This window comes from Citrobacter sp. Cpo015 (assembly GCF_030333035.1).
Lineage (GTDB): Bacteria > Pseudomonadota > Gammaproteobacteria > Enterobacterales > Enterobacteriaceae > Citrobacter > Citrobacter portucalensis.
This window is the reverse complement of record NZ_JAOWGS010000039.1, coordinates 235,969-251,815: the sequence shown is the minus strand read 5'-3', so window position 1 is coordinate 251,815 and position 15,847 is coordinate 235,969. Positions and strand designations below refer to the sequence as shown.

General features: G+C 51.5%; 13 protein-coding genes. 10 read left to right on the top strand and 3 right to left on the bottom strand.

The features are described 5' to 3' along the window. Nucleotides 1-129 precede the first annotated feature (129 nt). From OGY67_RS22805 to OGY67_RS22765, 9 genes are all read left to right on the top strand, one after another. On the top strand, nt 130-492 hold the full coding sequence (locus OGY67_RS22805) for a DUF3302 domain-containing protein (protein WP_003827338.1): 363 nt from the start codon (nt 130-132) through the stop codon (nt 490-492). Between the two features lie 2 nt (nt 493-494). Then, complete coding sequence (locus OGY67_RS22800; protein ID WP_003827339.1) at nt 495-1,631, top strand: HlyD family secretion protein; 1,137 nt, start codon at nt 495-497, stop codon at nt 1,629-1,631. 97 nt (nt 1,632-1,728) lie between these two features. After that, nucleotides 1,729-2,337: a glutathione S-transferase gene (locus OGY67_RS22795; protein WP_008786453.1), complete on the top strand. Its 609-nt coding sequence runs from the start codon at nt 1,729-1,731 to the stop codon at nt 2,335-2,337. 98 nt (nt 2,338-2,435) lie between these two features. Continuing rightward, complete coding sequence (gene selA, locus OGY67_RS22790; RefSeq protein ID WP_100271769.1) at nt 2,436-3,827, top strand: L-seryl-tRNA(Sec) selenium transferase; 1,392 nt, start codon at nt 2,436-2,438, stop codon at nt 3,825-3,827. Next, nucleotides 3,824-5,668 (top strand): selenocysteine-specific translation elongation factor, encoded by a 1,845-nt coding sequence (gene selB / locus OGY67_RS22785; RefSeq protein WP_057066866.1) that lies wholly within the window; start codon nt 3,824-3,826, stop codon nt 5,666-5,668. Before selA ends, selB begins: the two co-directional genes overlap by 4 nt. 188 nt (nt 5,669-5,856) lie before the next feature. Then, the gene (gene yiaY / locus OGY67_RS22780) at nt 5,857-7,008 is read left to right on the top strand and encodes an L-threonine dehydrogenase (RefSeq protein ID WP_057066864.1); all 1,152 of its coding nucleotides are present in this window, start codon (nt 5,857-5,859) and stop codon (nt 7,006-7,008) included. A gap of 92 nt (nt 7,009-7,100) precedes the next feature. Next, a complete protein-coding gene (gene aldB / locus OGY67_RS22775) occupies nt 7,101-8,639 on the top strand; it encodes an aldehyde dehydrogenase AldB (protein ID WP_286574561.1) in 1,539 nt (512 codons plus the stop codon). Between the two features lie 250 nt (nt 8,640-8,889). Next, entirely contained in the window at nt 8,890-9,213 is a 324-nt protein-coding gene (locus OGY67_RS22770) for a DUF3302 domain-containing protein (protein WP_003024200.1), read from the top strand. 5 nt (nt 9,214-9,218) lie between these two features. After that, nucleotides 9,219-10,355 carry an HlyD family secretion protein gene (locus tag OGY67_RS22765; RefSeq protein ID WP_003827345.1) on the top strand — a complete coding sequence of 379 codons (1,137 nt, stop codon included), beginning with the start codon at nt 9,219-9,221 and terminating at the stop codon, nt 10,353-10,355. Nucleotides 10,356-10,370: 15 nt separating this feature from the next. On the opposite strand, the gene OGY67_RS22760 is transcribed toward OGY67_RS22765, so the two are convergent. Continuing rightward, nucleotides 10,371-11,321 (bottom strand): LysR family transcriptional regulator, encoded by a 951-nt coding sequence (locus tag OGY67_RS22760; protein ID WP_032945340.1) that lies wholly within the window; start codon nt 11,319-11,321, stop codon nt 10,371-10,373. A gap of 121 nt (nt 11,322-11,442) precedes the next feature. On the opposite strand from OGY67_RS22760, the gene OGY67_RS22755 reads away from it, so the two are divergent. Next, nucleotides 11,443-12,183: a MipA/OmpV family protein gene (locus OGY67_RS22755; RefSeq protein WP_032945338.1), complete on the top strand. Its 741-nt coding sequence runs from the start codon at nt 11,443-11,445 to the stop codon at nt 12,181-12,183. An 87-nt stretch (nt 12,184-12,270) separates the two neighbouring features. Here OGY67_RS22755 and OGY67_RS22750 read toward each other — a convergent pair whose 3' ends face one another. Together OGY67_RS22750 and OGY67_RS22745 are read right to left on the bottom strand one after the other, a co-directional pair. Beyond that, on the bottom strand, nt 12,271-14,226 hold the full coding sequence (locus OGY67_RS22750) for a glycoside hydrolase family 127 protein (RefSeq protein WP_267452100.1): 1,956 nt from the start codon (nt 14,224-14,226) through the stop codon (nt 12,271-12,273). A gap of 10 nt (nt 14,227-14,236) precedes the next feature. Further along, nucleotides 14,237-15,637, bottom strand: a complete 1,401-nt coding sequence (locus OGY67_RS22745) for an MFS transporter (RefSeq protein ID WP_048236996.1) — start codon at nt 15,635-15,637, stop codon at nt 14,237-14,239. Nucleotides 15,638-15,847: the final 210 nt, after the last annotated feature.

The following is a 15,847-nucleotide window of genomic DNA, read 5'->3' as shown; positions in this document are numbered from 1 at the left end:
TCACCAGAAAAAATATTTATTTTGTGGTATGGCAAAAACCCTTAACTCCAGTTATGTTCAAAACATCAGCCAGGGTGCATACGGCTGCCGGCATAAAAAAACTCTAATTAGCGTGAATTCGAGGCAGGTATGTTTCTAAATTATTTCGCGTTGGGCGTGCTGATCTTCGTTTTTCTGGTTCTGTTTTACGGAATCATCGCCATTCACGATATTCCCTATAACATGGCTAAAAAACGTAACCATCCCCATGCCGATGCCATCCATACTGCAGGATGGGTGAGCTTGTTCACTCTTCATGTTATTTGGCCGTTCCTGTGGATCTGGGCCACGCTCTACCAGCCTGAAAAGGGATGGGGAATGCAGTCACACATCACACCGACCGGAAAGGAGTCAGACCCTGAGATTGCCGCGCTGGCAGCGCGAATCACCCAGTTGGAAAAAAGACTGGATGGGGAGAAAAAAACCGATAACTCCACCTTTCCGGAGATTTAATCATGGATTTGTTGATAGTCCTGACCTATGTGGCCTTTGCCTGGGCCATCTTTAAAATATTCCGTATTCCGGTAAACCAATGGACGCTTGCTACCGCTGCATTAGGTGGGGTGTTCATTGTTGCGGGATTGATTTTATTAATGAACTATAACCACCCATATACCTTTACGGCGCAAAAAGCGGTTATTTCAATTCCGGTCACTCCGCAAGTCACAGGAATTGTTAGTGAGGTAACGGATAAAAATAATCAGCTAATTAAAAAAGGCGATGTGCTGTTTAAGCTCGATCCGGTACGGTATCAGGCGCGTGTCGACAGGCTGCAGGCTGATCTGGTTACCGCTACGCACAACATCGACAACCTGAAAGCACAGTTGTCGGAAGCGGTCGCCAATACCACCCGTGTATCTGCTGAACGTGACCGTCTGTATAAAGATTATCAACGCTATTTGAAAGGCAGTCAGGCGAAGGTTAACCCGTTCTCTGAAAGCGATATCGATAACGCCCGGCAAAACTATCTGGCACAGGATGCGCTGGTCAAAGGCTCTGTTGCAGAACAGACGCAGATACAGAGCCAATTAGACAGTATGGTCAACGGTGAGCAATCTCAGGTTGCGTCCCTACGTGCCCAGCTTGCCGAGGCTAAATACAATCTTGAACAGACGGTAGTTCGTGCCCCCAGCAACGGTTATGCCACGCAGATTTTAATTCGTCCGGGGACTTACGCAGCAGCATTACCTTTGCGTCCGGTAATGGTGTTTATTCCTGAACAAAAACGGCAAATCGTGGCGCAATTCCGCCAGAACTCGCTGCTGCGCCTTAAGCCGGGCGATGAAGCGGAAGTGGTGTTTAATGCGCTGCCTGGACAGGTTTTCACCGGCAAGCTGACCAGTATTCTTCCGGTCGTTCCGGGCGGTTCTTATCAGGCGCAGGGCGCATTACAGTCCTTAACGGTGGTGCCGGGTACCGATGGCGTGCTGGCCACGATTGAGCTGGATCCGAATGCCGATGTGGATGCGCTGCCGGACGGTATCTATGCTCAGGTTGCAGTCTATTCCGACCATTTCGCCCACGTGTCGGTAATGCGTAAAGTACTGCTGCGCATGACCAGTTGGATGCATTACCTTTATTTGGATCATTGAGACTGCCATCACCTGCCATTTTCAGTGACCTGAGCCATACTAAGCGGTGTCCCACTATCGTTGGGCACCGCTTTTTTGTTGGTAAAAAGGACCCGGCATGAAACTCATTGGCAGCTATACCAGCCCTTTTGTGCGTAAAATTTCTATTCTGTTACTGGAAAAGGGCATCACCTTCGAATTTGTGAATGAACTCCCCTATAACGCGGATAGCGGCGTGGCGCGCTATAACCCGTTAGGTAAAGTACCCGCGTTGGTCACCGATGCGGGCGAGTATTGGTTTGATTCTCCTATCATCGCGGAATATATAGAGCTACTGGATATTGCACCAGCCATGCTGCCGCGTGATCCGCTGGCTGCGCTGAAGGTACGCCAGTTGGAAGCGTTGGCAGACGGCATTATGGATGCCGGTTTAGTTTCGGTGCGCGAACAGGCTCGCCCTGCCGCGCAGCAGTCAGAAACTGAATTATTACGTCAGCGTGAGAAGATCACCCGTAGTCTGGATGTGCTGGAAGGCTATCTGGCGGATGGTACGCTGAAAACGGATACGGTTAACCTGGCAACCATTGCGATTGCCTGCGCCGTCGGTTATCTCAATTTCCGTCGGGTTGCGCCCGGCTGGTGTGTTGACCGACCCCGTCTGGTCAAACTGGTGGAAACGCTCTTTCAACGCGAGAGTTTTGCCCGTACAGAACCGCCAAAGGCTTGATGCGTATTATGTCCGCCTGAGCAAAGTCACGGTACAATCCTTCCTATATCGATATCCCTCTCCACGGTGGAGAGGGCCACCAACAGCCAGGCCCTTTCATGACAACCGACATGCGTTCACTCTACAGCCAGCTTCCTGCTATCGATCGTTTATTGCGCGATAGCGCCTTCCCAGCCTTACGTGAATCTCACGGCCATACCCGGGTGGTTGACCTGCTGCGTCACATGCTCGATGAAGCCAGAGAAGCTATTCGCGACACGCACGCGCTCCCGGAATGGTGTGAGGACTGGGCGCAAGAAGCCAGCGCCCGGCTTGAACGAGAATCGCAAAGCGCGCTACGCCCGGTGATTAACCTGACCGGAACGGTGCTGCATACCAACCTTGGGCGCGCGTCGCAGGCCGAAGAAGCAATTGAAGCGGTGGTACAGGCGATGCGCACGCCGGTGACGCTGGAATATAGTCTGGATGATGCCGGGCGGGGACATCGGGATCGGGCCCTGGCGGATTTACTCTGCCGTCTGACGGGGGCGGAAGACGCCTGTATCGTCAATAACAATGCGGCAGCTGTTCTGCTGATGCTGGCCGCCACGGCGAACGGCAAAGAGGTGGTTGTTTCTCGCGGCGAGCTGGTGGAAATTGGCGGCGCGTTTCGTATTCCGGACGTCATGTGTCAGGCCGGATGCATTTTGCGTGAGGTGGGGACCACCAACCGGACCCATGCGAAAGATTACCGCCAGGCGGTGAATGAAAACACCGGTCTGCTGATGAAAGTGCATACCAGTAATTACAGCATTGAAGGCTTCACAAAGTCGGTGGATGAGGCGGAGCTGGCCGTAATTGGCCAGGAGCTGGATGTACCGGTGGTGGCGGATCTGGGCAGTGGTTCGCTGGTCGATCTCAGCCAGTATGGTTTGCCGCAGGAGCCGATGCCGCAGCAACTGATTGCCGCTGGCGTCAGTCTGGTGAGTTTCTCCGGCGATAAACTGCTGGGCGGGCCGCAGGCTGGGATAATTGTCGGTAAAAAAGAGATGATCGCTCGTTTGCAGAGCCATCCGCTGAAACGCGCATTACGGGCAGATAAAATGACACTGGCTGCGCTGGAAGCGACGCTACGGCTCTATCTGCACCCGGAAGCACTGGCGGAGAAGTTGCCGACGTTGCGCCAGCTCACCCGCTCACAAGAAGCGATCCACGCGCAGGCACAGCAATTACAGGCACAGCTTGCAGAGCATTATGGTGATGAGTTCGCCCTGAATGTGATGCCTTGCCTGTCGCAGATTGGCAGCGGCTCACTACCTGTTGATAGGCTGCCCAGCGCGGCGCTAACCTTTACCCCACATGACGGGCGCGGGAGCCGCCTTGAAGCGTTGGCAGCCCGTTGGCGTACGCTGCCCGTGCCGGTTATTGGGCGAATTTATGATGGCCGCTTATGGCTGGATCTGCGCTGCCTTGAAGACGAGACCCGGTTTATGGAGATGATGCTGAAATGATTATTGCAACCGCCGGACACGTTGACCACGGAAAAACAACGTTATTACAGGCGATTACCGGTGTGAATGCCGACCGTCTGCCGGAAGAAAAAAAGCGCGGCATGACCATCGATCTCGGCTATGCCTACTGGCCGCAGCCGGATGGGCGGGTGCTGGGGTTTATCGACGTTCCTGGACACGAAAAGTTTCTGTCCAACATGTTGGCGGGGGTCGGCGGCATCGATCACGCGTTACTGGTGGTGGCGTGTGATGATGGCGTAATGGCGCAAACCCGTGAGCATTTGCAAATTCTGCAGCTGACGGGCAATCCGCAGATCACCGTGGCACTCACGAAAGCCGACCGCGTAGACGAAGCAAGAATTGAAGAGGTGCGTGCGGAGATTCAGGCTACGCTGGGGAATTATGGTTTCGCGGAGTCGGTGCTTTTCGTCACTGCGGCCAGTGAAGGCCGTGGCATCGAGGAACTGCGTGACCATTTGTTGCAATTAACGTCGCGCGAGCATGCCCGCGATCACAGCTTCCGCCTGGCGATTGACCGCGCCTTTACGGTCAAAGGCGCAGGACTGGTGGTAACCGGGACGGCGCTCAGCGGTGAAGTGAATGTCGGTGACACGCTGTGGCTCACGGGCGTCAACAAACCGATGCGCGTACGTAGCTTGCATGCACAAAACCAGGCCACCGACCGCGCGCAAGCGGGACAACGTATTGCGCTGAATATTGCCGGCGATGCGCAAAAAGAAGAACTAAACCGCGGCGACTGGCTGCTTTCCGATGCGCCGCCAGAGGCTTTTACCCGCGTGATTGTTTCTTTAGAACATGCCGTGCCGCTGATGCAGTGGCAACCGTTGCATATTCACCACGCGGCCAGCCATGTCACCGGGCGCATCTCTCTGCTTGAAGGAACGCTGGCGGAACTGGTGTTTGATACACCACTCTGGCTTGCTGATAACGACCGTCTGGTGCTGCGTGATATTTCTGCCCGGACAACGCTGGCAGGTGCACGTGTTGTGACGCTTAATCCGCCGCGACGCGGAAAGCGTAAGCCGGAATATTTACAGTGGCTGTCGGCGCTGGAAAACGCGCAGACTGACGGTGACGCTCTGGCGCTGCACCTGGCGCGTGGGGCGGTGAATATTCCTGACTTTGCCTGGGCGCGTCAGCTCAATGGCAATGGTATGCGTCCGTTGATTGAGCAACATGGATTTATTCAGGCGGGATACAGCCTGTTGAATGCCCCCGTTGCCGCGCGCTGGCAGCGGAAAGTTCTCGATACGCTGGCGACCTACCATGAGCAGCACCGTGATGAACCAGGGCCCGGGCGCGAGCGCCTGCGCCGTATGGCTTTGCCGATGGAAGACGAAGCGCTGGTATTGCTGCTAATTGAAAAGATGCGCGAGAGTGGCGCGATCCATAGCCATCATGGCTGGTTGCATTTGCCGGAACATAAGGCGGGTTTCAGCGATGAGCAGTTGGCAATCTGGCAAAAAGTAGAACCGCTTTTTGGCGATGAGCCGTGGTGGGTGCGCGATTTGGCAAAACAGACGGGAACGGATGAACAGATGATGCGTGTGGCGTTACGACAAGCGGCACAGCAAGGCATCATTACCGCGATCGTGAAAGATCGTTATTACCGTAACGATCGGATTGTGGCCTTTGCCAATATGATCCGCGAACTGGATCAGGAAAGGGGATCGACATGTGCCGCCGATTTTCGCGACAGGCTTAACGTTGGGCGCAAATTGGCTATCCAAATTCTGGAATATTTTGACCGCATTGGTTTTACTCGCCGTCGGGGAAATGATCATTTATTACGCGATGCGTTGCTGTTCCCTGAAAAATAATGAAACAATTAATTCATGGATTAAATGAATTAATACAAAATAGATGTTGATTGAAATAAGCACATTAGATTATGAACCTAATGTGCTTTTTAATTGTAAGTGTTATTAAAATAACAACCACGATCATATTTTGTTGGAAATTTCACTCGTATGCTTCCTACCTCTTTAGAGTAATTAAGGATCGTACAATGGCTGCTTCAACATTTTTTATTCCTTCCGTGAATGTAATCGGCGCTGACGCATTAAAAGACGCAATGAATACAATGGCGGAATATGGTTTTCGCCGTACGCTGATTGTTACGGATGCCATGCTGACGAAATTAGGTATGGCTGGCGATATTCAAAAAGCGCTACAGGAACATGATATTTCCAGCGTAATTTACGATGGTACGCATCCTAACCCCACGACCAGTAACGTTGCCGCTGGCCTGAAAATGCTGAAAGAAAATGACTGTGATAGCGTTATTTCTCTCGGCGGCGGCTCTCCTCATGATTGTGCGAAGGGCATTGCGCTGGTGGCGGCTAATGGTGGCGATATTCGTGACTACGAAGGCGTAGACCGCTCTGCAAAACCGCAGCTGCCGATGATCGCCATCAACACCACGGCGGGTACGGCATCTGAAATGACCCGCTTCTGCATCATCACTGATGAAGTACGCCACATTAAAATGGCGATTGTGGATAAGCATGTTACACCGCTGCTGTCCGTCAATGACTCCTCGCTGATGGTCGGTATGCCGAAGTCTCTGACGGCGGCTACCGGTATGGATGCGCTGACTCACGCTATCGAAGCCTATGTTTCTATTGCTGCGACCCCCATTACCGATGCGTGCGCGCTTAAAGCTGTCACCATGATTGCGGAAAACCTGCCGGTCGCCGTGGAAGAGGGCAGCAATGCTCAGGCGCGTGAAGCCATGGCCTATGCGCAGTTCCTCGCAGGCATGGCCTTTAATAATGCCTCTCTTGGCTACGTGCATGCGATGGCGCACCAGCTGGGTGGCTTCTACGATCTGCCACACGGAGTATGTAATGCCGTACTGCTGCCGCACGTACAGGTATTTAATAGCAAAGTTGCTGCCGCCCGCCTGCGCGATTGCGCCTCGGCAATGGGTGTGAACGTTGCTGGTCTGAGCGAAGAGCAAGGGGCAGAAGCCTGCATCGCGGCGATCCGCGAACTGGCGCAGAAAGTGAATATTCCGGCTGGGCTGCGTGAGCTGAACGTGAAAGAAGAAGATTTTGCCGTTCTGGCGACTAATGCCCTGAAAGATGCCTGTGGTTTCACTAACCCGATTCAGGCGACACATGAAGAAATCATGGCGATTTATCGTGCTGCCATGTAATTCGTGATACCTGTCGTAAAGCAGTAAAAGGCTGGCGAATAATTCGCCAGTCCCGTCTACCCTTGTAGTACCCCTACAGCAAGGAGACGGTCATGACCAATAACCCCCCTTCAACGCGTATTTATCCCGGCGAGTATGGTTACCCTCTGAAGTTAAAAGCCCAATACGATAACTTTATCGGCGGTGACTGGGTCGCACCGGTGGACGGTGAGTATTACCAAAACCTGACGCCGGTAACCGGGCAATTACTGTGCGAAGTGGCCTCTTCCGGCAAAAAGGACATCGATTTGGCACTGGATGCCGCACACAAAGCAAAAGATAAATGGGCGCAGACTTCCGTGCAGGACAGGGCGGCGATTTTGTTCAAAATTGCCGATCGTATGGAGCAAAATCTGGAGCTGCTGGCGACGGCTGAAACCTGGGATAACGGTAAACCCATCCGTGAAACCAGCGCGGCAGATGTGCCGCTGGCGATTGACCATTTCCGCTATTTCGCGTCCTGTATTCGTGCACAGGAAGGGGGAATAAGCGAAGTTGATAGCGATACCGTGGCGTATCACTTCCATGAACCTCTTGGCGTGGTGGGGCAAATTATCCCGTGGAACTTCCCGCTGTTGATGGCCAGTTGGAAGATGGCGCCCGCCCTGGCTGCCGGTAACTGTGTCGTGCTTAAACCTGCGCGCCTGACGCCGCTGTCCGTGTTGTTGCTGATGGAAGTTGTCGGCGATCTGCTCCCGCCAGGCGTGGTGAACGTGGTAAACGGCGCGGGAGGGGAAATCGGTGAGTATCTGGCGACGTCAAAACGCATTGCAAAAGTGGCGTTTACCGGCTCAACGGAAGTTGGGCAGCAGATCATGCAGTACGCCACGCAGAACATTATCCCTGTCACGCTGGAGCTGGGCGGGAAATCCCCCAATATCTTCTTCGCGGACGTGATGGATGAAGAAGATGCGTTCTTTGACAAAGCGCTGGAAGGTTTTGCATTGTTTGCCTTCAACCAGGGCGAAGTATGTACCTGCCCGAGTCGGGCGCTGGTACAAGAATCCATTTACGAACGTTTTATGGAAAGAGCCATACGTCGGGTGGAAAGTATCCGTAGCGGCAACCCGTTAGACAGCGTGACGCAAATGGGCGCGCAGGTGTCGCATGGTCAACTGGAAACCATTCTGAATTACATCGACATTGGTAAAAAAGAAGGGGCAGATGTTCTCACCGGCGGGCGGCGCAAGCAGCTGGATGGCGAGTTAAAAGAGGGGTACTACCTCGAACCGACTATTCTGTTTGGTAAGAACAACATGCGGGTTTTCCAGGAGGAGATCTTCGGACCGGTGCTGGCCGTCACGACCTTCAAAACTATGGAGGAAGCGCTGGAAATCGCTAATGACACTCAATATGGACTTGGCGCTGGCGTCTGGAGTCGTAACGGAAATCTGGCTTACAAAATGGGGCGTGGGATTCAGGCGGGGCGAGTTTGGACCAACTGTTACCATGCTTACCCGGCACATGCGGCGTTCGGCGGCTACAAGCAGTCGGGTATCGGGCGCGAGACGCATAAGATGATGCTTGAGCATTATCAGCAAACCAAATGCCTGTTAGTGAGCTACTCTGATAAACCACTGGGGCTGTTTTAATTTCACGTCACCTACTGCCCGGTCGCGTTTAGCGTACCGGGCATCAAGTTATGTCCTCAGGTAAGTGGCTGGGGTGAACGAACGCAGCCAACAAAGAAGCAGATCGAAAGACGACGGGTATATAGAAACCCATATATCGTTATATAAATAAGATAATTGCATCCAATCTGGTCATTCCAATACTATTATCAACTCTATTGTTTAAATCAAATTGCATCCGAATTCCTTAATTTAAATCCCTGAGGCAAATATGTTCCTTAATTATTTTGCATTAGGAGTGCTTATTTTTGTATTCCTGGTCATTTTTTACGGGATTATTATTCTGCATGATATTCCCTATCTAATTGCAAAGAAACGTAACCATCCTCATGCCGACGCAATACATGTTGCGGGTTGGGTTAGTTTGTTTACCTTACATGTTATTTGGCCTTTTTTATGGATCTGGGCAACGCTTTATCGCCCGGAACGCGGGTGGGGCATGCAGAGCGCGGATTCTTCCCTGATCCAGCTTCAGGCAAGGGTTGCGGATCTGGAAAAGAAACTGGGTGAGGCCAAGACCTCTCCGGCGGAGTAATATCGATGGATTTACTGATTGTTCTGACCTATGTGGCGTGTGCATGGTCAATATTTAAAATTTTTAAAATTCCTGTAAATAAATGGACAGTTCCTACCGCGGCATTAGGCGGTATATTCATTGTTTGCGGACTTATATTACTGATGAATTATAACCATCCGTATACATTTAAGGCACAAAAAGCGGTAATTTCTATTCCCGTGGTGCCGCAGGTAACGGGTGTAGTGACAGAAGTGACGGATAAGAAGAATACGCTAATCAAAAAAGGCGAGGTTCTGTTTAAGCTTAATCCAGGGCGTTATCAGGCGCGGGTCGATCGCCTGAAGGCTGATATTGTTACCGCACAGCATAAAGAGCAGGCTCTGGTTGCGCAGTTAGACGAAATGAAAGCCAACACGCAGCGGGCAAAGGCCACGCGTGACAAACTGGCAAAAGATTACCAGCGCTATGCGCAGGGGAGTCAGGCGAAGGTGAATCCTTTTTCTGAACGCGATATCGACGCGGCGCGCCAAAACTACCTGGCGCAGGAAGCTTCGGTGAAATCCTCCGTTGCAGAACAACAGCAAATTCAGAGCCAGTTGGACAGCCTGGTACTAGGTGAGAATTCGCAAATTGCCAGCCTGAAAGCACAGCTAGCGGAAGCAGAGTTCAACCTGGACCAGACCGTGGTTCGCGCGCCCAGCGATGGTTACGTCACTCAGGTGCTGATGCGCCCAGGAACCTATGCCGCCGCACTGCCGATGCGCCCGGTCATGGTATTCATCCCGGATCAGAAACGACAAATTATCGCCCAGTTCCGTCAAAACTCGTTGTTGCGACTGGAGCCAGGCGATGAAGCGGAAGTGGTGTTTAATGCCCTGCCGGGTAAGGTGTTTAGCGGTAAACTGGCAGCTATTAGTCCGGCAGTACCGGGTGGTACATACCAGTCGAACGGGGCACTGCAATCTTTAAACTCTACGCCTGGTTCGGAAGGGGTAATCGCCACGATTGAGCTGAACGATAATGCGGATGTGAACGCATTACCTGATGGGATCTACGCCCAGGTCGCCGTTTACTCTGACCACTTCGAACATGTGTCGGTCATGCGCAAGGTGTTGCTGCGGATGACCAGTTGGGTGCATTACCTGTACCTCGACCACTAGCGCAGGCTATTTCGCTTACTCAGGCTGTCGTATCGCCTGAGCAAGTTGCTGACGTATCTCCGCGAGCATTGCATCGAGAATATACTGCACTCGCCAGGGCTGGTATTCACGCTTGCGGAAAATCGCCACTAAATCCAGCCACCATTCATGTTGTTCTGAGAAACACGGGACCAGCATCTCGGAACGACAATCTTTTTGCACACTTTCATTTGGCGCAAAAACAATCCCCAAATGGTTACGCGCCAGCGCCAGTGCGGATTGTGTATTGTCGCAGATGTAATTTCCCGTAACGCGATAGTCACGCATCTTTTTGTCTTCAGCGGAATTGAATCGCCAAATGTTGGCATCATCAATCATCATAGAATCAATTAGAATACAGGAGTGGTTGACTAATTCATCAGGACTGCTAATGGGATGCTTTGTGAGATATTCCTGACTGGCAAAAGCAATAACCGCATATTTAGTGATAAAACTGGCGACCAGTGATTCATCTTTAGGATGAGCATAGGAAAGTAAAATATCACAATCGTCAGGAAAGTCGACGCCTTCATAAAATGCTTTGCGATCCAGGTTATAGGTTTTTAGCACCAGACTGATATCGCCAATATCCATAATTTTTGCAATAACATGTTGCGATAAGTAAGCAATAATTCCGGTTGGTGCATATACCGTTACTTTTCCACGTTTCTCGTGCTTATAATCAGCAATGAAATTATTTAACTGATCATTTCTGTCTAACATGTCATTGATGTAAGGAAGTAACGCTATACCAAACGGCGTGAGGGTCAGTTGTCGGGTGGTGCGGTCAAATACCTTTAGCCCAACTTTTGATTCAAAATCAGCAAGATACTTACTTACATTGGCCTGAGCAATGCCGAGAACAGTAGCGGCATGGCTGATATTTTCACTGGCAGCAATTACCGAAATAATCTTCAGTTCCCGGTGTTTAAGTTGTAATTTATTCATCGCCAAGCCCAATATATATAATTTTATATATATTACTATATAAATATGAACCTTGCACCGATGAAATTGTAAGCATTATTATGCACCCGCTTTGTAGCTTATTTTAAAATGGAATGTTGGCATGTTAATTAAACACAATATTGTGGCGCTGCTCGCCTTTTCTTTTATGGCGAGTGCAACTGCCGCAGAATTTTCTATTGGCGCTGGCGCTGTATATAATGAATCACCTTATCGCGGGTATAATGATAATGTTCACGCAGTACCGCTTGTCAGTTATGAAAGTGAATCATTTTATTTTAGGCAAACAACGCTAGGTTATATTTTGTCTAAGAGTGAAAGTAATGAATTTAGTATTACTGCCTCTTATATGCCGCTTGAGTTTGATCCCGGCGACAATGACGATCACGCGATGAAAACGCTGGATAAGCGTGACGCAACTGCAATGGCGGGTGCCGCGTGGTATCACCATGAAAGATGGGGTAGCGTGAAAGTCTCCGCTGCTGCGGATGTGCTGGACAACAGTAATGGCTGGGTCGGGGAAGTTTCACTGTTCCGTCCAATGCCGATGGGCAAGCTGACGCTGACGCCATCAATTGGCGTGCTCTACTATGACGAAAAATTCAATGAATACTACTACGGCATTTCGGGTAATGAGTCCCGTCGTAGTGGCTTATCAAGCTATTCCCCAGGCGATAGCTGGACACCGTATGTTGGCCTGTCCGCTAAATACGCATTAACCACTAACCTGACGCTGCTGGCAAGCGCCAACTATAGCGCACTGCCGGATGACATTAAAAATAGTCCGATGGTTGATCGTGATGACAGCTTCACCTTTATGTCCGGTCTGACCTGGCGTTTCTGATTCTCACCCGTTTGTCCTCAGGGAGGAGGGCAATCTTTTCATGAGACATTGACGGATGGGGGCTAACCGCCGCCATCCGCCTTATTATTACTGCTCGTTTATCCAGATACGCATTTCGCCTTCACCACGGTTCGCCCAGCTAAACCACGGAATAAACGTCAACGTATGCGCCTGGCGCGAAGCTGGGGAAACATCGTAGTGCCACAACGATTGTTGTGCTGCATCGGCAGTACTTTGCTTCACGCCTTCAGCCTGAATTAACATTTTATGGCTGAACAATCCCTTACCCTCGAATACTCTGAACTCACTCTCTTTTGGCAACCACAGGTTATGCAATTCCTCACCGTTATCGGCCTGCTCCAGGCAATACACCAGCGGTCCACGCTGAATGGCGACCTTACCGGCGACATGACGCACTAATGGATTTCCGTATACCCGACGCACCGGCATTGGCAGGGTCAGACTGAGCGTATCGCCTTCCTGCCAGGTTCGGCTGATGTGCAAATATCCTTTACGAATATCCTGCTCAACTGGCTGACCATTCAGTAAAACCTGCGGTGCGGTGCACCAGTCTGGCAGGCGCAGGGCCAGGGTGTGATATATCGACTGCGGTGATTCGATGGCGATTTTCACCTGCTCATGCCATGGATAATCCCCGCTAATGCGCAGCTTGAGCGAGCCATCCGCCACGGGGACTTCCATGCTATTGCCCACGTACATATTGATATACAGCGCGTCCTGACGTGGTGTGTAGATGTAATGACCAATAGAGGTGAGTACGCGGGCGATATTCGGCGGGCAACAGGCGCAGCCAAACCAGCGCTGACGAACGGGTTTCACGTGGTCATAAATATGATTGAATTTTAATGAGTTAGGATGCACTTCCAGCGGGTTCACATAGAAGAAGTGCTTGCCATCGAGCGCCATCCCGCCCAATACGGTGTTATACAGGGCGCGCTCCATCACGTCGGCATACTGGCTGTCGGCCTCCATCTCCAGCATTCTGCGGGCGAACATCATTAGACCGATTGAGGCGCAGCTTTCCGCATACACGGAGTCGTTAGGCAGATCGTAATCGCTGCTAAACGCCTCGCCGCTGCTTTGTGAACCGATCCCGCCGGTAATGTACAACTGACGCTGGGCCATGTTTTTCCACAGACGCAGGCAATCCTGACGCTTGCCTTCGTCCTGACTCAAGCGTGCCAGATGCGCCACGCCGGTCATCAGATAAACAAAACGTACTGCATGACCGATCGCCGTTTGCTGTTCTGAAATGGGCTGATGAGCCTGGCTATAGGGTTTATCCTTCACCATCCATGCCGGGCCGTAAGTATGCCAGTAAGAGGTTTGGCCGCGCTTTTCGTACTCTTCGTCATAGAAATGGGGTTGCGCGCCGCGCTGTTCCACAAAGTAATTTACCAGCGCCATATAGCGTGGTTGTTGGGTCACTTCGTATAAGCGCATTAACGCCAGCTCAATTTCCGGGTGTCCCGGATAGCCGCGCAGTTGATTATCACCAAGCCCGAAAACGTTATCGATGTGGTCTGCCAGACGGCACACTACATCTAAAAGACGACGTTTTCCCGTCGCCTGAAAGAACGCGACGCCTGCTTCGATCAAATGACCTGCACAGTACAACTCATGACACTCGGCGAGGTTAGTCCAGCGTTCATCCGGGGCTTTCACTGTAAAGTATGTATTGAGATAGCCGTCTTCACACTGCGCAGCGGCCACCAACTCGATGACCTCATCTGCGGTTTTCTCAAGTTCCGCATCAGGTTTCTGGCACAGGGACCAGGCGACTGCCTCCAGCCATTTCGCTACGTCGCTATCCTGAAAAACCATGCCGTAAAATTCGCCATCCTGCAGTCCTGCGGCGATACGAAAGTTCTCTATCGCATGACTTGGTTCCGCCTCTGCAATGCGGTCATTCAGCGCATCCCACTGGTAGGGGATCACTACATCACGGACCAACTGTTGGTATTGTCCGAGGAACGGATCGCTGACGGTGAGCTTATGCAGGTCGACTTCCAGTACGTTCATTTCGTGCTCCTTAAGGCTGTACATGACGCTGACGCAGATCGGTGGCAATGCGCGACATCATCGGATTATTGAGTTTGCAGATGCGGATAGACAGCGCCAACAGCAGGTGGAACAGCGCGGGAAGTAGCGTCTCCATCGCGGTAATTCCTTGCAGCGAACTGGCGGTTTGGTTACCAGCGCCTGGCTGATAGGCGACAAAAATAAATAACAGGCTGATGATCCCCGCGCTTGAGGCCCAGGCCAGCTTGATGAAAAACAGGTTGAAGGCGAAATTCATGCCGGAAGAACGCACGCCGGTTTTCCACTCGCCGTAATCGTCGGCAAAGGCCATCAGCGAGAAGTGCAGAGGCAGCGTAAAGCCCAGAATAATGCCGTTGCCGAGAATAACCGCCAGCCATAATGTTTGATAAGCCGGGCCGGTCGGCAGGAACCACATCATCACTGCCAGGGCTGCCAGCACCAGGTTGGTGTAGTAATAGAGTTTGACGGTATCTATACGGCGGGTCAGCGGGCTGACAACCACTGAACCGATGATGGACGCAAAGGTCACCATGGTGAAAAACAGCGACGTGTAAGCGGTACTGCCTTCCAGCACGTAGGTAATGAAATACATGTACCCGCCGCCACGAATATTGAAGACGTTAATCAGCAGGAAAGACATCACCAGCATTAGCAGCAACTGGTCATTTTTGCGTAGCCCACCAATGTGTTCACGCAGGGTAAATTTCCCCATCATCGCCAGCGGCACACGCTCGCGAACCCAGAAGAAGCAGCACAGGAACATCACCACAGCGATGGCGCACAGGATGCCCACGCCGAACTGATAACCCTGCGCGACATTGCCCTGACCCAGAATATCCACCATCCACGGCAGACCAACGGAGACAAGGAATCCCGCCACGCCGCACAGCACAAAGCGCCAGGACTGACAGGCGATCACCTCGTTATGGCGGGTCGTCATGGTGTTGATCAGCGCACAATACGGTACGTTGATGGCGGTATAGCCGACAGAGAGCAGTAGATAGGTGCCGAATGCCCAGGCGATTTTTACGCTCATGCTGGCGTCAGGGACGGTAAACGTGAGTACGCCAATGATGCCAATGGGAATTGCCACCCACAGCTGCCATGGGCGAAAACGCCCCCAGCGGCTTTGCGTGCGGTCGGCAAGTATGCCCATTATCGGATCGGAAATGGCATCAAATACACGCAGGGCAATAAACAATGTGCCGACCAGCGCGGGCGTTAACCCGAAGACATCGGTGTAGAAAAATGTCAGGAAGTTCATGATCAGACAGGTAATTACCGTCCCGCCTGCATCGCCTAACCCATAACCTATTTTTTCACGCAGGGATAATTTGTCGTCCTGGGCACGCTGTGCCAAATCAGATGTCGTAATCGGAGCCGAAGTCATAAATAACTCCCGGAGAGGATGTTCAGAAAGTATCCCGCTACGTTGCGGGTTATTTGTTTGTAATTTGCAAAGTACGTTATTTATTCTGCACGAAATGTTTGGGTCAACAAGGGAAGAGAAAAGTATAAAAAGATGACAATTCCGACTTCATTATAAAAATGTGATTTCGATCCAGCGAAAAGCAAGTTTATCGTGAATAATCAATAATAA